A 26,732-nucleotide genomic window follows, 5' to 3' on the forward strand; every position below is an offset into this window, starting at 1 on the left:
AATCACAATCAAACTAATATATTTTAAGCCTTCGCCCAAAACTACCATATTTTGGGTTATTTTTATCGAATTTTTCTTAACATTCAACACTTTTGGCTCTATTTCAACCACTTCTTTAGGAATATCATTGCAATAAATTGGAGCAATTTGACATTTTTCCTGCGTTCCCACAAAAAAGTATCCATCATCCTCGACCATAAAAAGGGGAAACAAATGAAAAGAACCTTTCCAATCTTGAGCAATACTAATTGCTTCTTCCAATGAGAAGAATCTGGCAATATCCCAAGCATCGGGGTGAGGAAGAAAAGGATTTACACCACCGTTTTTCCATTGATAAAGTTCATAAATTTCTTCTGGTAAATAAAAGGGAAGTTCTTTAGCTTTTGCCTCAATTGCATCACGGCTTAATCCTTCGTTCATTTCAGCAGGATGATTTGGCATATATTGCTGCACCCAATCAAAAACTAACTCAAGAGCTTCAGTTAAAGCGGACATATCTTTTCATTTATATTAACTGCATTTGTATCTAGGAGATAGGCCATTGAATCTCCTCCCGTTCCTCAAAGGGAAGCTGTTCTGGACGTTCAAGCGGATCACCTTCCCAACTACCTATTACTTCTTCAACAAATTTACGAGAGTATCCTAGTTCTTCCGGCGTTTTAGTTGGAGGCTCTGAGGATTTTTGTATAACAGGTTGAAAGACAATCACTACATCTAATTCTTGGTTGGTAATTTCCGGCGGAAGCTGAATTTGCAGAATTTCATCATCACCAATATATGTTCTAATCTTAATGCTTTCCATAACTGACCTCCAAGTTTATTATATTATCAGTATTTGGGCAAGTTTAACTTTGTTTATAAATCATTTCCATCCTTAACTTTTCAATCTCCAACTTCAAATTTTCATTCTCCATCCTCAACTTAGCATTCTCCTCCCTAATCAACTCAACTTCATTCCTTTTACTCAAAGCCTGATTAATCGCTAACTTCCGCATATCTAGCGAAAACCAACGCTGATAAGTTTGGGTGTGAACTTGTACACTATGACCCAAATTATCCGCCGCAGCTTTAATTGGTATCCCCAAAATATGCGCCCGAATTGCCCAAGCGTGACGTAAATCATAGGGTTTAAAATCTAATCCTATCTTGCGAAACCACCAACTAACTCGCTGTGTTAACGCTGTTATCTCAGCATGATTTGTGTTATCTTTTTTAGCGATCGCACTCCCCAACATCTCTGCATATTTAGGATTCCTCAAATCAAAGTCATCAATCCATTGCCGATGTAATGGTAATGCTTGTCTCTCACCAGTCTTAGAATCCTTATGAACTTTCCATGTCAAATCTAGATTTTCTGGACTCAACCACCAATCAATATCGGGATTAATAAAAAGTTCCCGTGGACGTAAACCAAAAACTGCTAACATTCCATACGTCCAGCGCCAAAGTTGCCAGCTATCTTGAACATTTTGATTAACTTGATTACCTCTGTTATGTTGGTAATCTTCAAACTTGATAATTCCCTCAAATATTTCTGCATCGGTCGGTATATTTCTGGAATTATTCTCCGGTATTTTGGAATATTTCGATAAATCAATTTCGATATTGAATGTCACACAAAATGCTGCGATCGCTCTAGCTGCATTATACTTAGCCCATTCTTTATCGATTTGCTCAATTGAACTTATCAGATTTTCAGCAGTTGCCAAATCTTGAGGATTAGTAAATCTCTTGGTGCGGGAAAAGTAATAAAAAAAAGTATGTTCGCTTTTAGTTGTGCGTTTGTGAGTTTTAAAATATTCTTCTTCAAACTTTTCAAGTAATTCCCTTATAGATTGAGAATCTTTTCTAATTGCTTCATTACCTAAATATTTATCATTCCATTCAAACGTTTTACGAGCAATTAACTTCCCTAATTCATAAGCTTCTTCCTCAGCCGTCTTGAGTCCATCCAAGTTAGCGGGAATATTCAAACTGAGATTGTATTGCTTTCTCCCAGTTCCGTTGCTATCTTTGTCTCCCGGTTTAATTGGTAACGTCGCCCGTAATTGCAGACTTCCATTCGATTCTCTAATTGTCACCTTTGCCTTTGCAGACTTCAAACGCAGATTAACTTTCTCTAATTCTAGTAGTACTTTCGTTCTCATCGTGCGCTCTTTGTTGCTGTGATTGCAGAGATAAACATAAACAGCGGGCGGAGTTGCATATTTGCGGCATGATTTTGCTGGTTTTGTGGGATGGGCATCTTGCCCGTCCTTTGTATTTCCAGGCGGGCAGGATGCCCACCCTACAAGAATCATCCCTTGATTCAGCAACGCCCTGGCTCAGGACAACATTTAGATGATGGGTGAGTCCTAAACCTGATTATGCATCGCTGTGTTTTTAGCCTATATTTAGGCTAAAAATAAATGTGTTCTCAGAAAACAATGTTTAGCAGAGACATTGCTTACTGCAAACATTAGACAGTTGAAAAGAATTAAACCACAAAAAGGATTACTCCGGCCCTTATCATGGTTATGACGGCTTCGCCATCTTCGCTCGTGATATGGACTTGGCACTCAACAGCCCAACCTGGTCATTAATTGGCGCTCCTTGGAATGAAAAAGCTCAGGCTAAGAAGGCTGAAGCTAAGGCTAAGGCTGCCGTCTAGAGAAATGGGAGAGAGCGATAAGTAAGGATAACCTGGGGCTAAAACCCCAGGGGGGAGTTGGGAATCCAAAATTCAAAACTGAAAAATTAAAAATTTCTTTTGATTTTTGCATTTTGAATTTTGAATCATATTCCCACCTCCCTTGTACAGACGCGATTAATCGCGTCTCTTCCGCCTCAAATCCTCATTCCTCGCTCAGTAAAGAATTCAGTAACCTTGGAGATCCAGAAATGCCTCAGAATCCAGAAAAAATTCAAGATCACGTCGAGTTATTCCACCAGCCTGAGTACCAACAGCTATTTGAAAACAAAAAGCAGTTTGAAAACGGTCACGAACCCGAAGAAGTAACACGGGTTGCAGAGTGGACAAAGGGTTGGGATTATCGTGAAAAGAACTTCGCTCGTGAAGCTTTAACCGTTAACCCTGCTAAAGGTTGTCAACCATTGGGAGCAATCTTTGCTGCTGTTGGTTTTGAAGGTACTCTACCTTTCGTTCAAGGTTCTCAAGGTTGCGTTGCTTATTTCCGCACCCACTTAACCCGTCACTACAAAGAACCATTCTCTGGTGTATCTTCTTCAATGACTGAAGATGCAGCCGTGTTTGGTGGTCTGCAAAACATGATTGACGGGTTGGCGAACTCTTACCAACTGTACAAGCCTAAAATGATCGCTGTCTGCACCACCTGTATGGCAGAAGTAATTGGTGATGACTTGCAGTCTTTCATCAACAACGCCAAGGAAGCTGGTTCAGTTCCTCAAGATTTCCCAGTACCTTACGCTCACACCCCTAGCTTTGTCGGTTCCCACATCACTGGTTACGACAACATGATGAAGGGAATTCTTTCTAACTTGACCGCAGGTCATAAGAAAGAAACCAGCAATGGTAAAATCAACTTCATCCCAGGTTTTGACACCTACGTAGGCAACAACCGCGAAATCAAGCGGATTGCTTCTTTGTTCGGCTTTGACTACACAATTCTAGCCGACAACAGCGACTACTTGGATTCACCAAACACAGGTGAGTTCGATATGTACCCAGGTGGTACAAAGCTGGAAGATGCAGCAGATTCAATCAATGCGAAAGCGACGATCGCTCTGCAAGCACACTCTACACCCAAAACCCGCGAATACATCGAAAAAGAGTGGAAGCAACCAACCTCAGTTTCCCGTCCTTGGGGTATTAAGGGTACTGATGAGTTTTTGATGAAACTCAGCGAATTGAGTGGTATCCCCATTCCTGAAGAATTGGAAATCGAACGCGGTCGTGCAGTTGATGCCATGACTGATTCTCACTCATGGATTCACGGCAAGCGCTTCGCTATCTACGGCGAACCAGATTTAGTATACAGCGTAGTTGGCTTTATGCTAGAAATGGGTGCTGAACCTGTGCATATCTTGGTTCACAACAGCAACGAAGTATTTGAAGCAGAAATCAAAGAATTGCTGGCTTCTAGCCCCTTCGGTCAACATGCAACTGTTTGGCCTGGTAAAGACTTGTGGCACATGCGATCGCTGTTGTTCACCGAACCAGTAGATTTCTTGATCGGTAACACCTACGGTAAGTACCTGTGGCGCGACACCAAGATTCCCCTCGTGAGAATCGGCTACCCCATCATGGATCGCCACCACTTACACCGCTACGCCACCATTGGTTATCAAGGTATAATCAACCTCCTCAACTGGACTGTAAACACCCTGTTTGAAGAAATCGATCGCAACACCAACATTCCTTCTAAGACAGATATTTCCTACGACTTGATTCGTTAGAAATTGCGTAGAAACACAACGTGTTAATTAAAGGGTAAAGAAGGGGAGTAGGGAGTAGGGAATAGGGAATAGGGAATGGAGACTAGGGACTGGGAAAACACCCAATACCCAATGCCCAATACCCAATGCCCAATACCCAATTCCCAATCCCCAACTCCCCTTTTTCTTGATAGCATTTACCCAAGGAATTGATAATGGAAACCATCAATCACACTCACGAACACACTCACACTCATCCTCATCCTAATTACCATCCACCTAATCAGAAAAAACCAGGGTGGTTCCACAATCTTCTTAATCCGTTGCGCCGTGTAGTGGATGGAATTCAGGTTAAACATAATCGCTTCGCTCATCTAATTTGCCAAACAATTCCTTGTTGTTGTCCCTTTGAGCGACAAATTAAATTATTTGGGAAGTCTATTGATATTCCACCACTATGTAAACTCAATCCTTTATATGACGAATTTGTAGGATTGCGTTTTCGCGCCTTATCTTACCTTGCCGATGTATGTGGAGAGGATGTCACAAGATACATTTGTTAGTCATTGGTCATTGGTCATTAGTCATTGGTCATTAGTCATTAGTCATTAGTTGTTAGTTATTCAAATGACAAAGGACAAATGACGAAGAACAATTAGTCATTAGTTGTTAGTTATTCAAAGGACAAATGACAAATGACAAAGGACAATTAAAATTAAGAGAAGAGAGATGAAAAGCACCCAAGGCAAAATCAACGAGCTGCTGACTGAGACAGGATGCGAACATAATCAGCACAAACAAACGGAAAAGAAAAACAAGTCTTGCGCCCAACAGGCACAACCTGGCGCGGCTCAAGGGGGCTGTGCCTTTGATGGTGCAATGATTTCTTTAGTGCCGATCGCAGATGCAGCGCATCTAGTCCACGGGCCGATCGCCTGTGCTGGTAATTCCTGGGGCAGTCGTGGTAGTCTGTCGTCTGGCCCTCTACTCTACAAAATGGGCTTTACCACTGACTTGGGTGAAAATGATGTCATCTTCGGTGGCGAAAAGAAACTCTACAAGGCGATTCTGGAACTCAAAGAGCGCTACCAACCAGCAGCAGTATTCGTCTATGCCACTTGCGTTACAGCCTTAATTGGCGATGATATGGATGCTGTCTGCAAAGCGGCGGCTGAGAAAATTGGTATTCCTGTTGTTCCCGTCATTGCCCCAGGATTCATTGGCAGTAAAAATCTCGGCAACCGTTTTGGCGGTGAAGCTTTATTAGAATATGTTGTCGGAACAGCAGAACCGGAACATACAACGCCCTATGATATTAACTTAATCGGTGAATATAACATCGCCGGTGAAATGTGGGGAGTCACACCACTGCTGGAAAAATTAGGCATCCGTATTTTATCTAAAATTACGGGCGATGCTCGCTACGATGAAATTCGCTACGCCCACCGCGCCAAACTCAACGTCATGATCTGCTCACGAGCGTTGCTGAATATGGCGAGAAAGATGGAGGAGCGTTACAACATCCCCTACATTGAAGAGTCTTTCTACGGCATTGATGATATGAATCGCTGTCTGCGAAATATCGCCGCTAAATTAGGCGACGCTGATTTACAGGAGCGGACAGAAAAGCTCATTGCAGAAGAAACGGCTGCTTTAGATTTGGCATTAGCTCCCTATCGCGCTCGACTCAAAGGTAAGCGAGTTGTGTTGTATACAGGTGGTGTTAAGAGTTGGTCGATTATTTCGGCTGCTAGAGACTTAGGCATTGAAGTTGTTGCTACCAGTACTCGCAAAAGTACTGAAGAAGATAAAGCCAAAATCAAGAAGCTGATCGGCAACGACGGTATCATGCTGGAGAAAGGCAACGCTCAGGAATTGCTACAACTGGTTAAAGACACTCACGCAGATATGCTGATTGCTGGTGGACGTAACCAATACACAGCTTTGAAAGCTCGAATTCCTTTCCTTGATATCAACCAAGAACGCCACCATCCTTATGCAGGTTATGTGGGAATGATTGAAATGGCGCGGGAATTATACGAAGCTCTCTATAGCCCGATTTGGGAACAAATACGCAAACCCGCTCCTTGGGAAGAAGAGGAGGAAGTTTAAATGGCGATCGTTACCGTTACTAACAAAGCACTGACAGTTAATCCCCTCAAGCAAAGTCAAGCTTTGGGCGCAACCTTAGCCTTTCTGGGATTGAAAGGGACGATGCCCTTATTCCACGGTTCTCAAGGTTGTACTGCTTTCGCTAAAGTTGTCCTCGTGCGGCATTTCCGGGAAGCGATTCCTTTAGCTACCACAGCGATGACGGAAGTCACTACCATTTTGGGTGGTGAAGAGAATGTGGAGCAAGCAATTCTGACTCTGGTGGAAAAAGCTAACCCGGAAATTATTGGTTTATGTAGTACTGGGTTAACGGAAACTAGAGGCGATGACATTGAGGGTTTTCTTAAAGAAATCCGCGATCGCCATCCCGAATTGAATAATTTAGCGATCGTTTTTGCACCTACCCCAGATTTTAAAGGTGCGTTGCAAGATGGCTTTGCTGTTGCTGTTGAAAGCATAGTTAAGGAAATTCCTCGCGCAGGTGGACTCAGAACTGAACAAGTCACAGTTTTGGCGGGTTCTGCCTTCACACCTGGGGATGTACAGGAAATCAAAGAGATAATCACGTCCTTTGGATTAGTGCCGATCTTTGTACCTGACCTTGGTGCTTCTCTAGATGGACATTTAGAGGATAATTATAGTGCAGTTACAGTCAGTGGGACTACCTTAAAACAGCTACGAGAAGTAGGTAGTTCTGCTTTCACCTTGGCATTGGGCGAAAGTATGCGGGGTGCTGCCAAGATTCTGGAAGAACGCTTTGGCACACCTTACGAAGTGTTTGGCGAACTGACGGGATTAGAACCAGTAGATGAATTTATCCAAGCATTGGCGATTTTGAGCGGTAACAGCGTACCCGAAAAATACCGCCGCCAACGTCGTCAGTTGCAAGATGCGATGTTGGACACCCACTTTTACTTCGGTGCAAAACGAGTTTCTTTAGCACTAGAACCAGATTTGTTGTGGTCAACAGTGCATTTCCTGCAATCGATGGGAGCGCAAATTCATGCAGTGGTGACAACCACGCGATCGCCTCTCTTAGAAAAACTCCCAGTTAAAAGCATTACCATCGGCGATTTAGAAGACTTAGAGAGTCTAGCAGGCGGTTCTGATTTGCTGATTGGTAACTCGAATGTTGGGGCGATCGCAAAACGCCTCTCGATTCCTCTTTATCGTTTAGGATTGCCCATTTATGACCGCTTAGGTAATGGTCAGTTTACTAAAGTTGGCTATCGAGGCACGATGGAGCTTTTATTTGGCATCGGCAACCTGTTTTTAGAGGCAGAAGAAGCGAGAGTTAAACAGTTCCAAGAGTTCGGAACTGTGAGCGCAGAGTTTTGAATTCTTCTTCAAGAATTCAGAAGTCAGAATCCAGAATTCAGAATACAACCACTAATACCAATTCTTTCTTTGTGTCCTTCGCGTCCTTTGCGGTTCGTTCCTCATATAATTTGGCGCATCTTAAACAGAATTGGTCTAAATATGCAGATTTGCTTCTGCCGGTCAAACTCTAATTACTTCTGAATTCTGACTCCTGACTCCTGAATTCCTTCTTTCCAATTCAAAATTCAAAACTTTAGAGAGGAGAATTACAATGAAAATAGCCTTCACGACGAGTGACCGAGTTCATATTAATGCCCACTTTGGATGGGCAAAAATGATTGATGTTTACGAAATTACAGATGAGGGATATCACTTCGTAGAAACCCTCACCTTTGAAGGCGAACTCAAAGAAGATGGGAATGAAGACAAAATCACCCCAAAACTTGAGTCAATAGGTGACTGTACGATTATTTACGTAACAGCAATTGGTGGTAGCGCTGCCGCTCGGTTAATCAAGAAAGGTGTCACCCCAGTGAAGGCGCGATCGGAAGAAGAAGAAATTAGTGAAGTGCTAAATAAGTTAGTGAAAACCCTCAAAGGTAATCCTCCACCTTGGTTGCGTAAAGCTTTACAACCAAAAACCACAAACTTTGCTGATGAAATCGAAGACGAAGCAACAGTATGACCGCAAATAACAGTGTTAACGGAACCGCTACAACTGAAGTCTTGAACTCGCCTTTTCTTAAGGTATTAATCAAACAAATCCGTGGTCAAGACAGTTATGGAGTTTATCGTACTTGGTCGGATGAGTTGATTCTCAAACCCTTTATTGTTACCAAACAAAAGAAACGGGAAATCTCCGTTGAAGGCGAAGTTGATGCGGTAACTCAAGCCCGGATTATGGCATTTTTTCGAGCTGTAGCTGCTGGGATTGAACAAGAAACAGGTTTGATATCCCAGGTTGTAGTTGATTTGAGCCATGAAGGATTTGGTTGGGCGCTAGTTTTTTCTGGTCGTCTTTTGCTAGCTGTGAAAACTCTGCGAGATGCTCATCGTTTTGGCTTTGACTCGCTAGAGAAGTTAGCAGAAGAAGGAGAAAACTACGTCAAAAAAGGTCTTGATTTGGCGAAGCGCTTTCCTGAAGTTGGCAAAATTTAAGAGTGCTGAGTGCTGAGTGCTGAGTTAAGAGTTAAGAGTTAAGAGTTAAGAGTAAATAGTGAAGAGTTATAAATTAAAAATTATATAATTTATAACTTTCAACTCATAACTTCTAACTTCTAACTTCTAACTCATTACTCATTACTTATAACTCATAACTCAGCACTCAGCACTCAGCACTGAAAAGGAGTGGCTGATTGTGCAAGCAGAAGAAACAAGTATTGAGGAACTACAAGGGCAAATCAGACGCCTCAATAGCAAAGCAGGTCAAATGAAAATGGATCTGCATGATTTAGCTGAAGGTCTGCCAACAGATTACAACCAACTTATGGATGTTGCTGCCGCAACTTATGAAATCTATCGCCAGTTAGATGAACTTAAGCAACATCTGAAACAATTGGAGAATGCTAAATGACTGGAACTATTGATGAATTCAAGAAGCTCGTAGATGCAGAAGAATTTTTTCAATTCTTTAATATGTCCTACGACTTAGAAGTTGTGAATGTGCATCGTCTACATATTCTGAAAAAGTTTTCTCAACACATACAGGAAATTGATGATAATTCTCCTGACTTGAGTCAAGAAGAGAAATTAAATCAATATTCTTTGGCTTTGCAAAAAGCTTATCAGTTATTTACCGAATCGACAGCTTATGAACAAAAGCTGTTCAAAGTATTTAACGACAAGCCGAAAAATGTAGTCACACTGACAGAAATCACTTCTGATTAGGAGGTATAAATTGGTTAACCTGACGCCTACCGAATTAGAACGCTATCGTCGCCAAATGATGCTTCCAAATTTTGGCGAAACAGCACAGAAACGCCTGAAGTCAGCGACAGTTTTGGTTACAGGTGTGGGGGGATTAGGCGGTACGGCGGCGCTTTACTTAGCAGTAGCAGGCGTTGGGCGGCTAATCTTAGTCCGGGGTGGTGATTTGCGGCAAGATGATATGAATCGTCAGGTTCTCATGACTGATGATTGGGTAGGTAAGCCAAGGGTATTCAAAGCTAAAGAAACTCTGGATGCGATTAATCCTGATGTCCAAGTGGAAGCTATTCATGATTACATCACCCCGGAAAATGTAGATTCGTTAGTGCAATCTGCTGATATGGCTCTTGATTGCGCCCACAATTTTACAGAGCGCAATTTGTTAAATGAAGCCTGTGTGCGATCGCGCAAGCCAATGGTGGAAGCCGCAATGAATGGGATGGAGGCTTATCTTACGACGATTATTCCTGGTGTGACTCCTTGTTTATCTTGTCTGTTTCCAGAAAAGCCTGATTGGGATCAGCGCGGCTTTTCAGTTCTAGGCGCTGTCTCTGGAACCCTAGCTTGTCTAACGGCTTTGGAAGCTATCAAGCTGATCACCGGGTTTAGTCAGCCTCTATTGTCGCAATTGCTGACAATGGACTTGAATCGGATGGAATTTGCTAAACGCCGTTCTCACCGCGATCGCTCTTGTCCAGTATGCGGCAATAGTGCGCCTTGGAGACACGCACAATCCAATTCAATGGAACCCACAGTCAATAGTCATTAGTCATTAGCAAAAGACAAATGACAACTGACAACTGACAATCCCCACCTGAAATCAGAACAACTAATCGCTACAAATCAGGAGAACTGATGGCCGTTATCTTATCAGAAAAAGCAGAATTTCATCTGCGGGCATTCCTCAAAGGTTCCGCACCCGACGCTAATGGCGCAACTAAAGGTGTTCGCATCTCGGTAAAAGATGGTGGTTGCAGTGGCTATGAATATGCGATCGATATCACCAGCAAACCCCAACCAGATGATTTGGTAAGCCAGCAAGGCAAAGTGCTGGTTTACGTTGATGCCAAAAGTGCGCCCTTATTAGACGGAGTTATCGTTGACTTCGTTGAGGGAGTGATGGAAAGCGGTTTCAAATTCATCAACCCCAATGCAACTGATACCTGCGGTTGTGGAAAGTCCTTCAAAACAGACGACGGTACGCCTACTGGTGTACCTTGCAGCTAACATCATTCCGTTAGCGCCAAGTCAATTTTAGAAGCACTCCGCAGAATTTCAATGCTCTTGAGGTAGCTTCTAATTCGCATTGCATCCCTTACCCCTATAAAGAAGCTAACTAAACTTAGCATCTCTGTAAGAAGAATGGAAGCAAAAAGTAGGATAGGTTGCTCAAATACTTCAGAAATTACACCAACTGTATAACGTTTGAGGAGAATCGGAAAATGGCTTCCTATCAAGTTAGATTAATCAACAAAAAAGAAGACATCGACACCACAATTGAAGTTGACGAAGAGACTACCATCTTAGAAGCAGCAGAAGAAAATGGTATTGAGTTGCCCTTTTCATGTCATGCAGGTTCTTGCTCTAGCTGTGTTGGAAAAGTTGTCGAAGGTGAAGTTAATCAAGACGATCAAAACTTTTTAGATGACGATCAGGTTTCTAAAGGATACGCTTTGCTTTGTGTAACTTATCCTCGTTCTAATTGCACAATTAAGACACATCAAGAAGCATATCTGGTCTAAGTTACTACTTTGGTTGCTGCCTTTAGGAACCAAATAAAATATGAAGGATGAAGGATGAAAATATACTTCCTTCTTCCTTTCACAATTTCTAATTTATAATTAAAATGTTTACCAGCTTTAGTGTTACTGGCTGCTCATTAGAGTTATTGAGAGCAGGAGAGCGAGGAATCGTAATTTTATGTAAAACTCAGGATAAAACAATTTTAAAAAAACTTATATTAATAGGAATAATAGAAGGAGCTAATATCACTATAAAACAACACTCTCCTTCTTTTATTCTCAATATTGATAACAGAGACTTTGTACTAGATTTAGAAAGTGTCCAAGCCATTTATGTTCGCATTATTGATAATTACATTAGTTAGCATCTATGTATAGCCTTATACTAATCTCTTATGAAGCTGCATAAAATTCGATCTCCCCTAACCCCCCTTAAAAAAGGGGGAATCAGAGTCAAAGTCCCCCAATTTATCAGGGGATTTAGGGGGATCAAGATATGTGCAACTTCACATTAAATTGGTATTACTTGATTTCTGCTAAAAAAATACCCGATTTTTTAAATAAATTGGGTATCTATAGGACTAGTATTTGATTTTTGAAATGCACGTAGTGGACTGTATAGGTAAAATAGTGAATGAATTAGACGTAGACGTAGGTTGGGTGGAGCAGAGCGCAACCCAACATATATCAGGATGTTGGGTTACGCAAAGCCTCCACCCAACCTACAATTTTTTTGCTTATTTAAAAAGTCGGGGATCTATGATTTTCAATTCTTAAAAATCTAATATGATTGCTGTAATTACTCTAAACTAAGCTATTGTACTCTTTTGGTCACTAGATTATATAAATGCAATTTGATATGAAAAATAGAGTGGCTTGCAAAAGAAGCCAACTCTATTTTTTAATCAACAGCAACTATTACATCTGATGCTTTAATCACGGCATAAGCCTGTTTACCTTCTGCAAGTCCTAGCTTTTCTGCTGATGATTTTGTGATTATTGACACTAGCTCTACTCCTGGCGCTAGTTCTAAAGTTATCTCAGTATTAACTGAACCATGTACAACTTTTTTGACAGTACCCTTAAGAGAATTACGAGCGCTAATTTCCATGTTTTTAATTCACTAACTTGAACTATTTATACCTTAGCTAAGTTAACAAGTTTTGATTTTAAAACTAGCTTTCTTTAAGATATCTTAATAATTTTGAAATAATCATCATTTAATTAATAGTAATATCTCTGCTTGACAAGAATTACAAAAATGGGCTAGACAGTCATTTACTGAAAAAAGCAAGATAAAAAATTAAAAAAACTAACTATTGATGGATATTATCATCCATTTAACACAGCAATTTAATTATGTATAAGTACTGAGGTTAGAGAATATTTGTGTATTTATAATAACTAAATTAAAAAGAGGTTTATATTGTGCAGCATCAAGTTAATACAACAAGGCCAAATCTATTTTTTGAACATTTAAGTCCAGTTGTAGGCGTAGGATTTCCTGTTCCTAAAGACTGGTTGCCAATAACAAGTTTTCCCTTACTTATTCTAGTAGGTATGACTGGCGTGGGAAAAAGTACGATTGCAAAAGCTTTGGCTGAAGAAGGCTTGGATTTTACACTTTTACCTAATCGTCGTGTTTTAACCGAACGTGTGATAATTGCACCAATGTTAAAAATGCAAGAGAAACTCGTGCAGCCTCATTGCCGGATTAAACGTTTAACTTATACTCGCCTTTATCGAGAATACTTTCCTGGTGGAATGGGTCACATTTTAGCTTCTCTACACATCAATCCACAAGAAGTCAACTCTATGTTAGTTTTCGATAGTTTGCGTGGTGAAAATGAGGTTCCCTATGCAGCTACAGCTTTAAAAAATGCTAAATTTGTAATGTTGACCGCACCAAATACGGTGCGTTTAGAAAGGCTTCTAAAACGTCATGATTCTTTCGATAGAATTGCTCATCAAGAATTAGACGATCCTATGCAAATTATCCCAAAAGTACTGAGCAATTTTGCTAGTTTGGGCGTACCAGAGGCTTCTGCTTATTTTACTCCTAAAGAAGAACAACAAATCTTAGAACTTGTAAGCAAACAAGTTGTTACAGATGTAGAATTGCGGGATAAACTAAAAATATTTGTCGAAGAGAGCCAGACCTATGATTCGGTTCCGACAAAACAGATTTTAGAAGCGATGGATACAAGCGATCGCTCTCTTATAATTAATACTATAACTAGTCCCCAACAATCAGCCAAATTAATTATTTCTCGATTATGTAAATCTGTTAATATAAAAAGTAATAAGTGAATATCCTTAGTAAGAATTAGTATAGGGATTGCTCAATGTCGCTATCTGAATTTGCAATTGTAGAAAGTACTCTCCGTGAAGGTGAACAATTCGTCAAAGCCAATTTTTCTTCAGATGATAAAGTTGAAATTGCTGAGGCCCTTGCTGCATTTGGAGTGGAATATATAGAGTTAACGTCACCAATCGCTTCACCTCAATCTAGACGAGACTGTGAACGATTGGCTCGGTTAGGCTTGCCATCGAAAATATTAACTCACATTCGCTGTCACTTAGAAGATGCTAAAGTCGCTTTAGCGACAGGCGTAGCTGGGATTAATTTAACTATTGGTAGTTCTTCTTTGATGCGTCAGTTCAGTCATGGTAAAAATATTAATCAAATTATTGATTTAGCATCTGAAGTTTTAACTTTTATTCATCAGCAAGCTCCCGATATTGAGTTACGGTTTTCGGCTGAGGATTCGTCACGCACTTCTATAGAAGATTTAATCACAATTTACTCGGCAATTGAGAAATTAGGATTTATCAAACGCATAGGAATTGCCGATACAGTAGGAATTATTACTCCGATGCAAGTATTTGAATTAGTGAAGACTTTGCGCCAATTCACTAATTTAGATATTGAGTTTCACGGTCATAATGATACAGAATGTGCAAATGCTAATAGTTATACGGCATTAGAAGCAGGAGCAACTCATATTGACACTTGTGTTTTGGGAATTGGTGAGCGCAATGGTATTACCTCACTAGCTGGATTTATTGCGAGGTTATATGCTACAAATCCAGAGCAGATTAAGTCTAAATATCGCTTGGATGAACTTGGTTCCTTGCATGAATTAGTTGCGAGAAAAGTTGGGATTTCTATTCCTTTTAACCATTGTGTTTTTGGGGAAAGTGCTTTTAGTCATAAAGCTGGTATTCATACTAAAGCTATGCTCAATAACTCGGAGACTTATGAAGCTATTAATCCCCGGAGTTTTGGCGTAACGCGCTCAATTTTAATTAATCATAAATTGGCTGGAAAACAGGCGGTTAATCACCGAGCGAATGAGTTAGGACTTTCCTTTAATTTATCCCAACTTAAAGATATAACTCATCGATTGAAAGCTTTAGCTGATAACCAAAGTCTTACCATCGAAGATGTAGATAATATTTTATATTCTTATCATTGCCAGTAAATTTAAAAATATACGCACTTACTGTCTAAGTGCAGATTCCCGACTTATTGAAGAAGTCTGGGATCTAAATCCACCTATATCTGCTATTAATCTATTTTATGTAAGAAAACTGTAAAAATTACTGCTTTTCCATTATTTATCAAGCTTTTTTAATAAGAATATTTACTGTTCTTTATAAATGATTCATAATTTAAACTTATAAAATTGATAGCATATATGTAAGTTAAAAGAATTTGGATAACATTTTTGCAAAAATGGTGAGCATTGCTCACCATTCTGTTTGCCAAGCAAATTTATATTAGTAAAAAAGTTAACTGAGGAGTACTTATGAATCGAACCAAAAGTCAAAATTTGAGTGAAGCTACAACCCAATGGCTAATAGCAAAAGGCTATAATCTTAACGATTTAAATCAGCCGGGTGAAAATGGCGATACAGCTTTAATGAAAGCGACAAGAGAAGGAGTTTATGCAGTCGTTCAAGAACTCATTGATACGGGTGTGAATATCAATGCTCGAAATAGCGATCGCAACAATGCTTTGTGGTTTGCTTGTTTTGGTAATCACTACGATTTAATTAATTTACTCTTGGCTCATAACATTGACATTAATAACCAAAATGATAACGGTGCAACTGTTTTAATGTACGCAGCATCAGCCGGCAAGACAGAAGTTGTCAAGTCACTTTTACAACATCATCCTAATTTATATTTAAAAAACTTAGACGATTATAAAGCAATAGATTTTGCTAGCAATGTAGAAGTCTTAAGGATAATTAAAAATGCCATCAAGTCAGATATCGGGCAAAGCTTATCATGACGCTACCAAGCATTCTTACTTATCGGTACAACTTGACCCAAATTATGTAGATGCCTCAACACAGCCATCTACATTTAAAGTTTATCCGAAGTTTTATCGAAGAGTGAAATTAAATCTCAATAATCCTGTTCACTCTTTTATTTCATTAACCAGTGCGATAACACTAGAAAAAGTATATAAAGATGGCCCTTATAAACTGCGGGTGAATCCATCAGCAGGCGCTCTGTATCCTACAGAAGTTTACGTACAGATTCGCGGCATTGAGGGAATAGTAGATGGTATATATCATCTAGAAGTTGAGAATAATTGTCTAACTCTCATCTATGAATTAATTGATGATGGGTTAGAGAGTTATATTATACCGGGTAAATGTATCAACGGATTCATCTTTTTAATTAGTTGTGTTTATTATAGGTCTAGCTGGAAATATCAAAATAGAAGCATGAGATATTGCTTATTAGATAGCGGACACCATTTAGGTGCTGTTGCAGCTTCAGCTTATCTCCATGAAAAAAATATACAACTAGTTTTTGACTTTGATAAACTTGCGCTCAATTCAGATTTGGGTTTTGAGAATAAGGAGTTTATTACTGGTTGTGCGGTGTCAGGAGAAGTACAAGACAAAAAAATCAGAACCTTAAGGCTGAAAGTTCCTTTTGTCTCTGGTACTGATTATTTTGAATCCAATCAATTTATTGAAGATACCTATCAAGCAACTGCTCTACAAAAGAGTCGTCAGCAGAAATTAGAGTATCCTCAATTTGACTTCGACAAGGATAAATTTTATCAAGTTGTTTGGAATAGACGTTCTATTAGACGTTTCCGGAAAGAGTCTATTTCTCAAGAAGATTATTTATATGTAGTGCAACAACTTCAACAATCAATACCGACAGAAAACTATGAGGAAATAGAAATTTACTCAGTGGTGCATCGAGTAGAGGGAATGACACCTGGGTTATATAGAGGTACACATCTGATTAAAACGGGTAATTTTAGTGAAAAGACAGGTTACTTATGTATTAATCAGGCTATTGCCAGAGATGGCGCTGTAACTTTATTTTTTGTGTCGGATTATTTAAATTATCAAACTGCTATGCAAATAGCTGGTTTTCTCGGACAAAGACTTTATTTAACTAGTAATTATTTGGGAATTCAGTGTAGTGGAATTGGTGCGTATTATGATGACGAAACCCAAGAATTATTAGAAACAAGTAAAGATGTACTTTATGGAATGGTGATTGGAATATAAGCAGGAAGCTAAAGAGAGATGGCTAGAAAGATGTATTACTTTAATGGTGATGACTCACATCCTATACAACCGACATCTGCGGATATTATACTGCGGCAACAGCTAGAGGATTCTATTAGCAGATACTTTTATGACGCGTGCGATCGCACAATTCAAAATCTTCTATCTGATTGTCGGTGGTATGTCACAACCCACGCCAATGCTCTGACATTGGTTATTGAATGTCCCGATCAAGTTATTAATTGGCGTGTTTTACAAAAAATTGTGCCAATGGGGACATTGTTATATGGAATTGTTAACAGTGCTAAAATCCGTGTTTGTCCGCCAGAAAGTCAAGGAATACCTTTTGAAATGAGGGTAGATGAACTTTCTGTTTATCGGGATTGGGCATAAGAGAAAAGTTAGGAGTTAGGAGTTAGGAATTTTTACTTATTATTCTGGCTGATGAGTGCAGCTACCTCTTCAAAAACCAAATCAGCAGAATGTTTGACAACAGGACTTAACTCTAGTCCCAAACCAAGATTTGCCGCTTCAATTAAATATACTGTCACATCTTCGGGAAAATCATTTTGAAAGATTTTCCGTCCGGCGGCTAAAGCATTATCCCAACGAAAATCGTGCAAGTTATAACTAGGTTCGGGCATTGCTTCCAGTTCTTTTCCTGGAACTTTAAACACAGCACCCGGTTCAGAACCAGTTGAACTTGCATCAATAATTACTAATTTTTGACTACCTCTAGCTTGAAACATTACTTCCATCCCTGCTGTGCCACAGTCATAAACTTGCACGTTAGGGTGAGGGTTTTCAGCTAGATATTTTTGTAAGCGTTGGGCAATGATTACGCCTACTGCGTCGTCATTGCGATTGAGGTTGCCACAACCAATAATAGTTAGCATGGGATGAGGTTTAATTGTTTAAGCAGTTGCAAATTCAGTCAAAGCGCGATCGCTTGGAGGATGAAAAGCTAACACAATATCACTTTGGGGAACCCCGGCGTTTAATAAGTCGGTGGCAATACCTTCTTCAGTCCAGTCTTCTTCGATCCAAATTTTGTGATTTTTAATCCGAATATGTACAGTAATACCTTTAATGCGGCGATTTTTTTGCCAGCCAATCTGAAACCATAGATACTGATCGCGTTCATCATCGAGTGCTAAAAGGCTTTCTAAGTCCTCATCAGGTGAGCTATTGCAGAGGCGATCGTACTCTATGAGAATATTTTTAATAATATTTCTGTAGTTAGTTAGTTTATCCATTGAACTATAACCTCATTTTCGACATCTACAATCATTAATAAGAGTTGATTCTGCTGAACTACTAATGTAATTGCTTTTAGCTGGAAAAAATTTTCATAAGTGCTTTGCTTGATTGCTAAATAAAGTTTATATTGAGGTTCTGTAACTTGAATCAGATTACGATAAAGAATATATTGACCTAAAGCATTTTCAAAGTCATTTATTGGCGATTTACCCAGAAAGCTTTTAATTTCAACAATAATTTTCGTTCCATTGCGTTCAGCTGCAAGTGTTCTCTCAGCTGCTAGATCAGCAAATAACTTAGTATTTTCATACTTGATGATGTAAGGGTCATCTGTAATTATCCAACCGTCTTTGATGAGGGCTGCTTTTACAGCATTATGGTAGAAATCCCTAGCGGGCATAGAGTCACAAAATTATAGTAAGTATATTCTAGCAATACCACGGTGGGTATGTAGTTGTCAGGTTCCTGGTGGGGCGATCGCTATTCAACAATTAGTAAGTAAAGTTTCTTATTTAGGCAATCAGTAGTGACTAAAACAGAGGCTCTGACTAATAATACAGACAAAGCCTCTGAAAAATAATTTATCAGCAGGAAACTATAAAGCTACACCATGTTTTTTGGCAACTTCAGTCAGTTTCTCATACTGATGTTGTGATGCTTGAGTTAATATCTCTTCAGCCTGCTCTTTAGTACTTCCCTCTTTAGGAATTAAATACTTGACATAAAGAGATACAAAATCAGCTGCGATTGCTAAACCAGATAAAGCGTGTTTGTCAGCTTCCTTACCTGCGATCGCAGCTACCAAACCAGCTTTAATTGGGTCTGGTTTAACTTTCATGAATTGCTCGACCAGTTTAGGAACATAGTCTTCTGGTGGCAAATTATCTAACTTACTTCTATCAGGAGTAAAATTACATTCTGCGGCTTGAGCTTGCTCTAAAACACACCATTCTATGTATTCTTGCAATGCTGCATCGGGAACGCGAGGGAGATAATTATGTAGCGCTAAATCAGACACAAGCTTACCGTGTAAATTGCTGTTTTGTGGGAGTTGCATTAACGCAAGCCTAACGCACTGTTTCTATAAGTTTTAGTGTGTTACGCTACGAGTTTTGAATATAAGACATTAGGAATAGTCCATTGGTTATTACGACATTTTTGCCAAATTAAAAGAGTTGGTGGGGCGATGTCTCCGACAGGCTACGCCTACGCATTTTTGGTGTTGTCTATTTGTGTAGACAAGGGCACACTATAAGAAAGGTATAAATATATGATTTATTCATGAAACCTACTTTACACAAAGGCCAATTAATTAGATGGAATGACAATCGCGGGTTTGGTTTCATACAACCCGATGATGGTAGTCAAGAAGTCTTTCTACACATTACAGCATTGAAAGACGTTAACCGTCGTCCTCAAGTTGGTGATTTTGTTTGTTATCAACTGACAGCTAGTAAAGACGGCAAAGTACGCGCTTTTAATGCTTCCATCGAAGAAGTTAAATCAAAATCCTTATCTTCTGCCGTACCAAATAAATCTATATCCAGAACTGTAGACAAATCTTTATCATTAGTATTAAATACATTACTTTTATCTTTACTACCAGGGTTAGGTTCAATCCATCTTGCACTAACAACTGGCAACCCAATTCCGCTAATTCTTTATCCTGTCATGAGTTTCATTACCTTTGGACTATATGCCGATGATAAGTCTCGCGCACAAGAAGGACGATGGAGAAGGCAAGAAAATACTTTGCATCTGTGCGAATTTATGGGTGGTTGGTTAGGTGCATTTGTTGCTCAACAGAAGCTACATCACAAAAGCAGCAAAGTTTCTTATCAAGTTGTATTTTGGGTAATAGCAATTCTTCACATTGTATTTTGGTTAGATTGGCTATTTTTTGGTAAAGCGTTGATCAATCTGTTTTTCAGTATTGCTTCTAGGGGGTAAGTAATTTTAGTCTGATTGTCATAGATCGCTCAGTTCGATGACCAATCTAGTAAGCTGTAAGTGAGCGTTGTCCATGATTATGATATGAAAACTTTTACTGCGATCGCTGAAATGGAAATTGAAGGCGCAATCTCACAAGCTGAAATTGTGATAATAGTAAGCTAATGATGTTTTTACCAGAAGGTAAGGTGATTATGGCAATCACATTAGATAAAGCTGCATCTGGGAATATGACTCTTGAGGAATTCTTTAATTATGACGATGGTACAGATGCTCTCTATGAGTTTGAAGATGGAGAATTGCTTCTGATGACGGCTGAGAGTGAGATAAATCGACGAATTGCCATGTTTATCCTTGTCTGCTTTGTGCAACTGGGTATTCCTGCTTATCGGCTGTCAATGAAAACGGAAATTATGACTACTGGCTCACGGGTGCGCGTTCCTGATTTAGTGGTGTTTTCTGAGGAGTTGGCGACGGCGATGGAGGGAGCTAAACGATCTACGGTAATGCCAGAGATGCCACCGCCGTTATTAGTGGTTGAAGTGGTGAGTCCAAATCAGAGTAGTCGTGATTATCGCTATAAGCGATCTGAGTATGCCGCACGGGGTATTGCTGAGTATTGGATTGTTGATCCAATACAACAGCGAGTGACAGTTCTGGAATGGGTAGAGGGTTTTTATGAGGAGAAGGTGTATCTAGGAGATAGTGCGATCGCTTCACTGGTATTTGCCGATCTAAAGTTGACTGCTGTTCAAGTTTTGCAGTGCCATTAACGACGACTAAATGAGTCTTGAACAGCTACAAGAACTGATGGATTGAAGAAACGGTGATAGAAAGCCAGAAGAATTTTGAGAATTAAGCAGTCCGAAAACGCGCCAACTCTTCACCAGTCTTCGCATCATGGGCGTGAACTGTACACACTAAACATGAATCAAACGATCGCGCCACATGACCAACTTCCACCGGATCGCTAGAATCGTAAATGGGTGTGCCAATTAACGCTTCTTCAATGGGGCCGCGAATTCCTTCACCGTCACGAGGGCCAATATTCCAAGTACCTGGGGCAATCACTTGGTAATTCTTAATTTTACCGCCCTCCACTTCTACCCAGTGACTCAAGGAACCACGTGCTGCTTCCGTTGCACCCCAACCCTTGCCATCTTTTTCTGTGGGTTTGATATACCAAGGGTCGTTTAATTTGAATTCGCGCAAACAGTGTTCAGCTTGACGATATAACTTGACAATTTCGTGAACTCGTGCTAATTGACGCACATGAATACTAGCGCCACCCATCTCCTTGAAGACATCAAGGATGAAGGGGTCGTAATGTTGCCAAGATTCGCCATGTTTACCACCAGCTACTAATTGACGCGCTAAGGGGCCAGTTTCCAAACGTCCGAAGTCTTTGTGAAGGACTGCACTCGACCAAGAGTAGGCGTTATCAAAGTCTTTGGTATTGATTGCAGTGGGTTTAGTGGTGCGATCGCTAGGGTGAATATCTGCTGTCCCTTCATCGTACCAAGAGTGAGTTGTATTCTCGCGGGTAAATGACTGATCCATCAAAACGTGAGTGTCTGCGAAGCTATCGTACACTCCACTTTTCATGATCATCGCCGCATTTCGCCCTTCAATAGTCGGCTTTTGGTATTTATCTTCATGGGCTAAATATCCCCAAGTCACATATTTACCAACACCAGCACCATATCTATCTAGACCGATGTCTAAACCCATTCGCCAATAAAAACCTAAGTCGGAATCTCGATGATTGCGGTCTTCATCTAACCATTCCCTAAAGTCATCATAAGTTTGGATTTGTTCGTAGCGTTCTAAAGAACAACCCAACCACACTGGTTCTAACCAATTGGTGCGGAAATATTCGAGAAGTGCCCAAGCGCGGGTAATATCTGTAAGAGTAGGCGCGCACATCACACCACCAGGCACCATATAACTGCTGTGGGGCCATTGTCCGCCTAATAGTGCATAAATTTCTACGGGTTTCGCAGAAATTGTGATGCCTAATTCATAAGATTTGCCTGTGAAGGCGGCAAAGCGTCTAACGGCTTCTTCATAGTAACGACTATGGCGGTATTTTTTATTGGTTAAATCGATGGCAAACAATCCATAAAAATAACGAGGGATGCTTTGGATTGTTTCGACAATTTGACCGAGATTTCTGGCCAAAATTGCATTGCGCGGAACTTCTGTTTCCCAGGCTGTATCTAATGCCCAAGATGCACAAGTTAGGTGAGAACCGCCACAAATTCCGCAAATGCGAGGCGTGACAATTAATCCGGCTTGGGGATCTTTACCGCGTAGAATAACTTCAAATCCGCGAAATAATTCAGCGTGTGTCCAGGCGTTGACTACCCGCCCATTCTCAATATCGACTCGGACATCTAAATCGCCTTCAACTCTACCGACGGGCGAAATGTCTAATGATTGAATTGTCATTTGTTATTTGTCCTTTGTCATTGGTCATTTGTCATTGGTCATTGGTCATTGGTCATTTATTGTTCAATAAAAGGTTGTTTGAAAAATGGTAACTGAGGTATCCAAAACTTTAGATCCTCCTAAATCCTCCTTAAAAAGGAGGACTTTGAGAAGGTTATTCCCCCCTTTTTAAGGGGGGCTAGGGGGGATCTCGATACAAGCGTAGACTTTTCAAACATCCTCTAATGACTAATGACTAAACTGTAAAAAAGTCTTCTTCCGCCCAAGGTGGTGCTGCATCTTTGGCAACCATTGTGAGTAAGGCGTAGTCTTTTTTGTTCACCCCTGGCGGTAATTCTTTGGGAACTCCCATGACTGTTTGGGTTTTAAATACGGTTCCTGGTTTGAGATCAAAGAAGGGAAATTCTGGTTCGGTGCAACCTAAACAAGGCATCCCAGCGCGAGTTTTGGAAGAGACGCGGTTCCATAAGATGCGGTTGCAGGAAGAATGAGTCATGGGCCCACGACAACCCAAGTCATAAAATAGGCAGCCTTTGCGCTGACCAAATTCGGCGGTTGAGGCTTTGTAAGCAAAGTGGACGTTGCGGGTACAACCTGTTTGGGTGTAGGTGTTGAAGAAGGTTTGGGGACGATTTAGTTCATCAAAAGCAATGTCTGCTATGCGTCCAGTAGCGATCGCCACTAATATCTGCGTAATCCAGTCGGGATGGGCGGGACATCCAGGTATATTAATTACAGGTAATCCGGCTTGAGACACAAAGTCTTTACCTAAAAAGCCGCCTTCTTGACGCTTGAGAAATTGCAAACCTTCTGATTCGCTGGGGTTGGGTGACATGGCAGGAATTCCACCCCAGGTTGCACAGTCTCCTACCGCTACAATAAATTTAGCAACTTTGGCGAGGTCTGCTAACCAATCTTTCATGGCGCGATCGGCAAACCGATTCCATTCACCAGTGCCATTGGGGGCGTTAACAACACTGCCTTCAAATACCAAGATATCTAAAGAAATTTTGCCAGAAATGCAATTCCGTAGCAGTGTTTGCAAATCGTTGCCTAATTCCAGCCCCAAGGAAGGATGCCAAAGTATATTGATACCAAAGTCGGCAATTAAATCGCAGACTGTCGGTTCTTCGGCGTTGAGAAATGACATGGTGTTGCCTGAACAAGCACCACCCTGTAGCCATAGTACGTTAGTCATCGGCTAGGTATTTTTGTATTGTTTCCCATGCATGATGTAGGTGATAATGCTTGTAAAGTCTCACCTGCTTATCAATATTTGTTTTTCAATACTAAGATATTTTTTTCTTTAATTCTCTTTCATTAAAAAAGAATTAATCATTAACAACAGCTTGGATTTAATTAAGATTATTTTAAAGGTATATGTCTGTTATGTATGTAACATCTTTAAAGAATAAAATAAAATTGTCTTTTTATTTTAACTCCTCACATTCAATAACATAAATATGCTTAGTTTATTGCGGTTAAAGCTCTGAAATTATTAGTAACAATTATTGCCAAGTATCAATCTGTACGAAAAGATGAATATTTTAAGCCAAAAACCTCATGTAGAGACGCGATTTATCGTGTCTTCAAATACTAATTATCTACACCAATAACCCTTAACCCAAGCGTATTGTATTTTAAGTAGTCAGATTTTAATGCAATAACCAAGTAAGTCAAATTTAGCAAAATATTGGGGTGCAAAGTCTTGCACCCCGTCAGCTATATATCAGTTTTTTAAGATTTTGGTTGTGCAGCTTGCCTAACAACTTGTTCGTCCAAGCCTAAGCCTTGAGCTATCTGCTCAATACTTAAACCTAACGCTAATAACCGGGGTATCGTTTCTAACTTACCTTCTTGTTTCCCTTCTGCAAAAACATCTTGGTAAAATCTAGTTTGCTTTAACTCATTTGCTCCAAACATTTTTCCGATCTCCTCCTGGGTCAATCGCGGCAACTTGTAGATTAATATCGTCTCTATCAATTGTATAATTTCCCTAATAGTAGCGACATCTAGAATTTGCTCTCTAGCACTGTTGACTATTTCGATCGCTCTTGTTGTCGCCGTTGATTCGGGTTCGATGATGAGTTTAACTGTCTCTATGCCGACTGATGATGTCTCAATTGAGCTTAATTCGTCAAGATAGACGCGAGTGACTCGTTGTGAGTTGAGTAATTCTGTATATCTTTCGGTATCTCCAGTATCAACGCTACGGTTGGGGTAGATGACAACACCGCGCCAATTGTTGGTTAATTCGGTTTTGTCGAGATAGTTAAAGATTTCGGTAAATAAACGCGAGTAGAACTTTTTGTTTGGTTGAAATTGCACTTCGGCAAAATAAATGGGTAGTTCTGCTGCATTTGGGAGGAAAACGCCATCAATTCTAAAGACTAGTTGTTTGACTTCGACTGAAGAAAATTGGTAAACACTAGCTAGTTGGGGCGGTTGGTTAATTAGTTCAAAGAAAGTAGTAGGGATACTCTGAAAGATCCGATAGAAGATGCTATCTGTTTTCAAGGTGGCTTGTTTTACAGTTGATGAATATATTTTACACTTCGACGATACCGTGGCGACTATTTTGAGTACAATAAATATTATGTATGTCAACAATTCAATAAAAAATATTTAAATTGTATAACACGATGATACAAAAAATATTTAAAAAAAATTAGGTGTTTAAAGCTGACATTAATATTAGCAATTTCCCCCTAGAATTTTAGAAATAGGGTGTTTTATATTTTAGAGATTGGGGACTAGGGATTGGGTATTGGGTACTGGGAAAACTCTTCCCAAATCCCCAGTCACCAGTCACTAATTCCTAGTCTCAGATAAAAAGGGGAATTTTGCCTAAAGGACTCGAAGCCTGCGTAAATCAGTATGGCCCGTGATGAAATGCGATCGCGTGTTTCGATTATTCATGGGTGTTGGACTCAATTCCCAATTGGCTAGAGTACGGCAGAGTTATGACCCCCAGCATTACAGATTCGGCGGTGAAAGCTGCGGTAGCAGCTGTTGCATCGGAGTCAGCTTCAGCAGAAGAAAAAATCCAAATGCTGATTGAGATCGCACAGGGTTTTCAAAAAAAGCCCAAAACAGCCCAAGACTTGCGGAATGCAGTTGGCTTATATTACCGGGCTTATGAAATGTGTGGTGAGGAGTATCCCCTACTGAAAGCCAGGGCGAAAGTGGGGATGGCAGGGACATTACAGGCAATACCGGATGCTGATTACCAACTGCTGACGCAAGCAAAAGCAGGTTATGAAGAAGCACTGCCAATTTTACAGCAATTAGCTTCACCAGAGGAAGTCGCAGAGACGCAGATGAATTTTGGGCTGGTGTTGCAGTCGCTTGTGCCCTTCAATTTGGCGCGGATAACTGACAGCATCCAGGCTTATCATGAGGCTTTGCGAGTGTTCACTTGGGAAGATTACCCCCAAGAATACGCGATTTTGTATAACAATATTGCGATCGCTTACCTTTCTATGCCACTGGCATCAGAACGAGAATACTTGCGTCAAGGGTTAGCTGTGCAATCATTTGAGGTCGCACTCAAGCATATTAATCTGATCGATCATCCCAGAGAATATGCCATGTTGCAAAACAACTTGGGTAACGCTTTGCAATATTTAGTAAGTTCCCATCCTGTAGAGAATAACTTACGTGCGATCGCAGCTTATGATGAAGCGCTAAAAGTGCGTAATCCCAAAGATACACCACTAGAGTACGCTAACACAATTTCCAACAAAGCCAACGCTCTATTCAACTTACCTGACGACCCCGAAAAACCAGAAATTGGTAATCCTCAAAATCTTTTGCAAGCCCGTATCTACTATCAAAATGCTTTAGAAATATTTACGGAATACCAACAAGTTGCACAAGCAGAGGTAGTAGTCCAAGCATTACAAGATGTAGAAGCAGAAATGAAGGGTTAGGAGTTATGGGTTCAATACAGTTCAGATAAGACCAAAACCCTTGTAGAGACGGCAATTTATCGCGTCTCAAAAACCTTAAATAATGAGGAAAAAC

The 26,732-nt window shown here is 40.2% G+C and carries 30 protein-coding genes and 2 pseudogenes; 21 read left to right on the forward strand and 11 right to left on the reverse strand.

From position 1 onward, the window contains the following. The 3 genes and pseudogenes from V7L31_RS12600 to V7L31_RS12610 all read right to left on the reverse strand — a co-directional run. The coding region (locus tag V7L31_RS12600; protein ID WP_334696535.1) for a hypothetical protein at positions 1 to 495 on the reverse strand (495 nt) is incomplete at its 3' end. 31 nt (positions 496 to 526) lie between these two features. Further along, a complete protein-coding gene (locus V7L31_RS12605) occupies positions 527 to 802 on the reverse strand; it encodes a hypothetical protein (RefSeq protein WP_334696536.1) in 276 nt (91 codons plus the stop codon). 43 nt (positions 803 to 845) lie between these two features. Beyond that, positions 846 to 2,217, reverse strand: a pseudogene (locus V7L31_RS12610) (site-specific integrase). A gap of 265 nt (positions 2,218 to 2,482) precedes the next feature. Here V7L31_RS12610 and V7L31_RS32605 point away from each other — a divergent pair. The 13 genes and pseudogenes from V7L31_RS32605 to V7L31_RS12670 all read left to right on the forward strand — a co-directional run. Continuing rightward, a pseudogene (locus V7L31_RS32605) lies at positions 2,483 to 2,650 on the forward strand (nitrogenase molybdenum-iron protein alpha chain); the annotation flags it as partial. A gap of 230 nt (positions 2,651 to 2,880) precedes the next feature. Then, positions 2,881 to 4,416: a nitrogenase molybdenum-iron protein subunit beta gene (gene nifK, locus V7L31_RS12615; protein WP_334696537.1), complete on the forward strand. Its 1,536-nt coding sequence runs from the start codon at positions 2,881 to 2,883 to the stop codon at positions 4,414 to 4,416. A gap of 194 nt (positions 4,417 to 4,610) precedes the next feature. After that, positions 4,611 to 4,958, forward strand: a complete 348-nt coding sequence (locus V7L31_RS12620; RefSeq protein WP_334696538.1) for a Mo-dependent nitrogenase C-terminal domain-containing protein — start codon at positions 4,611 to 4,613, stop codon at positions 4,956 to 4,958. A 166-nt stretch (positions 4,959 to 5,124) separates the two neighbouring features. Continuing rightward, the gene (gene nifE / locus V7L31_RS12625) at positions 5,125 to 6,507 is read left to right on the forward strand and encodes a nitrogenase iron-molybdenum cofactor biosynthesis protein NifE (protein WP_334696539.1); all 1,383 of its coding nucleotides are present in this window, start codon (positions 5,125 to 5,127) and stop codon (positions 6,505 to 6,507) included. After that, a complete protein-coding gene (gene nifN, locus V7L31_RS12630) occupies positions 6,508 to 7,845 on the forward strand; it encodes a nitrogenase iron-molybdenum cofactor biosynthesis protein NifN (protein WP_334696540.1) in 1,338 nt (445 codons plus the stop codon). A 253-nt stretch (positions 7,846 to 8,098) separates the two neighbouring features. Further along, the gene (gene nifX / locus V7L31_RS12635; RefSeq protein WP_069069804.1) at positions 8,099 to 8,512 is read left to right on the forward strand and encodes a nitrogen fixation protein NifX; all 414 of its coding nucleotides are present in this window, start codon (positions 8,099 to 8,101) and stop codon (positions 8,510 to 8,512) included. Continuing rightward, a complete protein-coding gene (locus tag V7L31_RS12640) occupies positions 8,509 to 8,985 on the forward strand; it encodes a NifX-associated nitrogen fixation protein (RefSeq protein ID WP_118163723.1) in 477 nt (158 codons plus the stop codon). The genes nifX and V7L31_RS12640 overlap by 4 nt, the downstream gene beginning before the upstream one ends. Positions 8,986 to 9,184: 199 nt before the next feature. Next, a complete protein-coding gene (locus tag V7L31_RS12645; protein ID WP_322667906.1) occupies positions 9,185 to 9,400 on the forward strand; it encodes a CCE_0567 family metalloprotein in 216 nt (71 codons plus the stop codon). After that, a complete protein-coding gene (nifW, locus tag V7L31_RS12650) occupies positions 9,397 to 9,714 on the forward strand; it encodes a nitrogenase-stabilizing/protective protein NifW (protein WP_251959881.1) in 318 nt (105 codons plus the stop codon). The genes V7L31_RS12645 and nifW overlap by 4 nt, the downstream gene beginning before the upstream one ends. Before the next feature lie 10 nt (positions 9,715 to 9,724). Continuing rightward, positions 9,725 to 10,522: a HesA/MoeB/ThiF family protein gene (locus V7L31_RS12655; protein ID WP_334696541.1), complete on the forward strand. Its 798-nt coding sequence runs from the start codon at positions 9,725 to 9,727 to the stop codon at positions 10,520 to 10,522. Between the two features lie 86 nt (positions 10,523 to 10,608). Further along, the gene (locus tag V7L31_RS12660; protein WP_094327427.1) at positions 10,609 to 10,980 is read left to right on the forward strand and encodes a HesB/IscA family protein; all 372 of its coding nucleotides are present in this window, start codon (positions 10,609 to 10,611) and stop codon (positions 10,978 to 10,980) included. 215 nt (positions 10,981 to 11,195) lie between these two features. Next, positions 11,196 to 11,495: a 2Fe-2S iron-sulfur cluster-binding protein gene (locus V7L31_RS12665; RefSeq protein WP_069069799.1), complete on the forward strand. Its 300-nt coding sequence runs from the start codon at positions 11,196 to 11,198 to the stop codon at positions 11,493 to 11,495. A gap of 104 nt (positions 11,496 to 11,599) precedes the next feature. After that, positions 11,600 to 11,860 carry a FeoA family protein gene (locus V7L31_RS12670; protein ID WP_334696542.1) on the forward strand — a complete coding sequence of 87 codons (261 nt, stop codon included), beginning with the start codon at positions 11,600 to 11,602 and terminating at the stop codon, positions 11,858 to 11,860. 536 nt (positions 11,861 to 12,396) lie between these two features. On the opposite strand, the gene V7L31_RS12675 is transcribed toward V7L31_RS12670, so the two are convergent. Then, positions 12,397 to 12,606 carry a TOBE domain-containing protein gene (locus V7L31_RS12675; RefSeq protein WP_334696543.1) on the reverse strand — a complete coding sequence of 70 codons (210 nt, stop codon included), beginning with the start codon at positions 12,604 to 12,606 and terminating at the stop codon, positions 12,397 to 12,399. A gap of 317 nt (positions 12,607 to 12,923) precedes the next feature. Here V7L31_RS12675 and V7L31_RS12680 point away from each other — a divergent pair, with 317 nt between their 5' ends. The 5 genes from V7L31_RS12680 to V7L31_RS12700 all read left to right on the forward strand — a co-directional run bounded on the left by V7L31_RS12680 (position 12,924) and on the right by V7L31_RS12700 (position 17,438). After that, positions 12,924 to 13,805, forward strand: a complete 882-nt coding sequence (locus V7L31_RS12680; RefSeq protein WP_334696544.1) for an AAA family ATPase — start codon at positions 12,924 to 12,926, stop codon at positions 13,803 to 13,805. Positions 13,806 to 13,840: 35 nt separating this feature from the next. Further along, positions 13,841 to 14,980 carry a homocitrate synthase gene (lysS, locus tag V7L31_RS12685; RefSeq protein WP_334696545.1) on the forward strand — a complete coding sequence of 380 codons (1,140 nt, stop codon included), beginning with the start codon at positions 13,841 to 13,843 and terminating at the stop codon, positions 14,978 to 14,980. A gap of 327 nt (positions 14,981 to 15,307) precedes the next feature. Further along, positions 15,308 to 15,796: an ankyrin repeat domain-containing protein gene (locus V7L31_RS12690; protein WP_334696546.1), complete on the forward strand. Its 489-nt coding sequence runs from the start codon at positions 15,308 to 15,310 to the stop codon at positions 15,794 to 15,796. After that, the gene (locus V7L31_RS12695; RefSeq protein ID WP_334696547.1) at positions 15,759 to 17,045 is read left to right on the forward strand and encodes a SagB/ThcOx family dehydrogenase; all 1,287 of its coding nucleotides are present in this window, start codon (positions 15,759 to 15,761) and stop codon (positions 17,043 to 17,045) included. The genes V7L31_RS12690 and V7L31_RS12695 overlap by 38 nt, the downstream gene beginning before the upstream one ends. 18 nt (positions 17,046 to 17,063) lie before the next feature. Then, positions 17,064 to 17,438 carry a hypothetical protein gene (locus V7L31_RS12700; protein WP_099099965.1) on the forward strand — a complete coding sequence of 125 codons (375 nt, stop codon included), beginning with the start codon at positions 17,064 to 17,066 and terminating at the stop codon, positions 17,436 to 17,438. 32 nt (positions 17,439 to 17,470) lie between these two features. Here the strand turns inward: V7L31_RS12700 and V7L31_RS12705 are convergent, their stop codons facing one another. From V7L31_RS12705 to V7L31_RS12720, 4 genes are all read right to left on the reverse strand, one after another. Next, positions 17,471 to 17,941 carry a hydrogenase maturation protease gene (locus V7L31_RS12705; protein ID WP_334696548.1) on the reverse strand — a complete coding sequence of 157 codons (471 nt, stop codon included), beginning with the start codon at positions 17,939 to 17,941 and terminating at the stop codon, positions 17,471 to 17,473. 18 nt (positions 17,942 to 17,959) lie between these two features. Beyond that, positions 17,960 to 18,301: a XisI protein gene (locus tag V7L31_RS12710; RefSeq protein ID WP_334696549.1), complete on the reverse strand. Its 342-nt coding sequence runs from the start codon at positions 18,299 to 18,301 to the stop codon at positions 17,960 to 17,962. Beyond that, on the reverse strand, positions 18,289 to 18,705 hold the full coding sequence (locus V7L31_RS12715) for a XisH family protein (protein WP_334696550.1): 417 nt from the start codon (positions 18,703 to 18,705) through the stop codon (positions 18,289 to 18,291). The genes V7L31_RS12710 and V7L31_RS12715 overlap by 13 nt, the downstream gene beginning before the upstream one ends. 195 nt (positions 18,706 to 18,900) lie before the next feature. Continuing rightward, the gene (locus V7L31_RS12720; protein ID WP_334696642.1) at positions 18,901 to 19,323 is read right to left on the reverse strand and encodes a hypothetical protein; all 423 of its coding nucleotides are present in this window, start codon (positions 19,321 to 19,323) and stop codon (positions 18,901 to 18,903) included. Positions 19,324 to 19,586: 263 nt separating this feature from the next. Between V7L31_RS12720 and V7L31_RS12725 the strand changes: the two genes are divergently transcribed. After that, positions 19,587 to 20,255, forward strand: a complete 669-nt coding sequence (locus V7L31_RS12725; protein ID WP_334696551.1) for a DUF1294 domain-containing protein — start codon at positions 19,587 to 19,589, stop codon at positions 20,253 to 20,255. A 164-nt stretch (positions 20,256 to 20,419) separates the two neighbouring features. Continuing rightward, a complete protein-coding gene (locus tag V7L31_RS12730) occupies positions 20,420 to 21,028 on the forward strand; it encodes a Uma2 family endonuclease (RefSeq protein ID WP_442936104.1) in 609 nt (202 codons plus the stop codon). Positions 21,029 to 21,110: 82 nt separating this feature from the next. Here the strand turns inward: V7L31_RS12730 and V7L31_RS12735 are convergent, their stop codons facing one another. The 3 genes from V7L31_RS12735 to V7L31_RS12745 form a co-directional block, all read right to left on the reverse strand. Further along, on the reverse strand, positions 21,111 to 22,706 hold the full coding sequence (locus tag V7L31_RS12735; protein ID WP_334696552.1) for a nickel-dependent hydrogenase large subunit: 1,596 nt from the start codon (positions 22,704 to 22,706) through the stop codon (positions 21,111 to 21,113). 235 nt (positions 22,707 to 22,941) lie between these two features. Continuing rightward, positions 22,942 to 23,904, reverse strand: a complete 963-nt coding sequence (locus V7L31_RS12740; RefSeq protein WP_334696553.1) for a hydrogenase small subunit — start codon at positions 23,902 to 23,904, stop codon at positions 22,942 to 22,944. Between the two features lie 539 nt (positions 23,905 to 24,443). Further along, a complete protein-coding gene (locus V7L31_RS12745) occupies positions 24,444 to 25,223 on the reverse strand; it encodes an Rpn family recombination-promoting nuclease/putative transposase (RefSeq protein ID WP_334696554.1) in 780 nt (259 codons plus the stop codon). Positions 25,224 to 25,669: 446 nt separating this feature from the next. Between V7L31_RS12745 and V7L31_RS12750 the strand changes: the two genes are divergently transcribed. Next, positions 25,670 to 26,638, forward strand: a complete 969-nt coding sequence (locus V7L31_RS12750; protein WP_334696555.1) for a hypothetical protein — start codon at positions 25,670 to 25,672, stop codon at positions 26,636 to 26,638. Positions 26,639 to 26,732: the final 94 nt, after the last annotated feature.

It is taken from the genome of Nostoc sp., assembly GCF_036916655.1.
In the GTDB taxonomy this organism is placed as follows: domain Bacteria; phylum Cyanobacteriota; class Cyanobacteriia; order Cyanobacteriales; family Nostocaceae; genus Nostoc.

Bases quoted from the DNA above. Each gene is read 5' to 3' on its own strand.
- nifK (WP_334696537.1), top strand. From the start codon at position 2,881: ATGCCTCAGAATCCAGAAAAAATTCAAGATCACGTCGAGTTATTCCAC.
- V7L31_RS12620 (WP_334696538.1), top strand. From the start codon at position 4,611: ATGGAAACCATCAATCACACTCACGAACACACTCACACTCATCCTCAT.
- V7L31_RS12695 (WP_334696547.1), top strand. From the start codon at position 15,759: ATGCCATCAAGTCAGATATCGGGCAAAGCTTATCATGACGCTACCAAG.
- nifW (WP_251959881.1), top strand. From the start codon at position 9,397: ATGACTGGAACTATTGATGAATTCAAGAAGCTCGTAGATGCAGAAGAA.
- V7L31_RS12675 (WP_334696543.1), bottom strand. From the start codon at position 12,606: ATGGAAATTAGCGCTCGTAATTCTCTTAAGGGTACTGTCAAAAAAGTT.
- nifX (WP_069069804.1), top strand. From the start codon at position 8,099: ATGAAAATAGCCTTCACGACGAGTGACCGAGTTCATATTAATGCCCAC.
- V7L31_RS12710 (WP_334696549.1), bottom strand. From the start codon at position 18,301: ATGGATAAACTAACTAACTACAGAAATATTATTAAAAATATTCTCATA.
- V7L31_RS12700 (WP_099099965.1), top strand. From the start codon at position 17,064: ATGGCTAGAAAGATGTATTACTTTAATGGTGATGACTCACATCCTATA.
- V7L31_RS12640 (WP_118163723.1), top strand. From the start codon at position 8,509: ATGACCGCAAATAACAGTGTTAACGGAACCGCTACAACTGAAGTCTTG.
- V7L31_RS12740 (WP_334696553.1), bottom strand. From the start codon at position 23,904: ATGACTAACGTACTATGGCTACAGGGTGGTGCTTGTTCAGGCAACACC.
- lysS (WP_334696545.1), top strand. From the start codon at position 13,841: ATGTCGCTATCTGAATTTGCAATTGTAGAAAGTACTCTCCGTGAAGGT.
- V7L31_RS12715 (WP_334696550.1), bottom strand. From the start codon at position 18,705: ATGCCCGCTAGGGATTTCTACCATAATGCTGTAAAAGCAGCCCTCATC.
- V7L31_RS12670 (WP_334696542.1), top strand. From the start codon at position 11,600: ATGTTTACCAGCTTTAGTGTTACTGGCTGCTCATTAGAGTTATTGAGA.
- V7L31_RS12705 (WP_334696548.1), bottom strand. From the start codon at position 17,941: ATGCTAACTATTATTGGTTGTGGCAACCTCAATCGCAATGACGACGCA.
- nifE (WP_334696539.1), top strand. From the start codon at position 5,125: ATGAAAAGCACCCAAGGCAAAATCAACGAGCTGCTGACTGAGACAGGA.
- V7L31_RS12690 (WP_334696546.1), top strand. From the start codon at position 15,308: ATGAATCGAACCAAAAGTCAAAATTTGAGTGAAGCTACAACCCAATGG.
- V7L31_RS12725 (WP_334696551.1), top strand. From the start codon at position 19,587: ATGAAACCTACTTTACACAAAGGCCAATTAATTAGATGGAATGACAAT.
- V7L31_RS12660 (WP_094327427.1), top strand. From the start codon at position 10,609: ATGGCCGTTATCTTATCAGAAAAAGCAGAATTTCATCTGCGGGCATTC.
- V7L31_RS12605 (WP_334696536.1), bottom strand. From the start codon at position 802: ATGGAAAGCATTAAGATTAGAACATATATTGGTGATGATGAAATTCTG.
- V7L31_RS12750 (WP_334696555.1), top strand. From the start codon at position 25,670: ATGACCCCCAGCATTACAGATTCGGCGGTGAAAGCTGCGGTAGCAGCT.
- V7L31_RS12730 (WP_442936104.1), top strand. From the start codon at position 20,420: ATGATGTTTTTACCAGAAGGTAAGGTGATTATGGCAATCACATTAGAT.
- V7L31_RS12735 (WP_334696552.1), bottom strand. From the start codon at position 22,706: ATGACAATTCAATCATTAGACATTTCGCCCGTCGGTAGAGTTGAAGGC.
- nifN (WP_334696540.1), top strand. From the start codon at position 6,508: ATGGCGATCGTTACCGTTACTAACAAAGCACTGACAGTTAATCCCCTC.
- V7L31_RS12665 (WP_069069799.1), top strand. From the start codon at position 11,196: ATGGCTTCCTATCAAGTTAGATTAATCAACAAAAAAGAAGACATCGAC.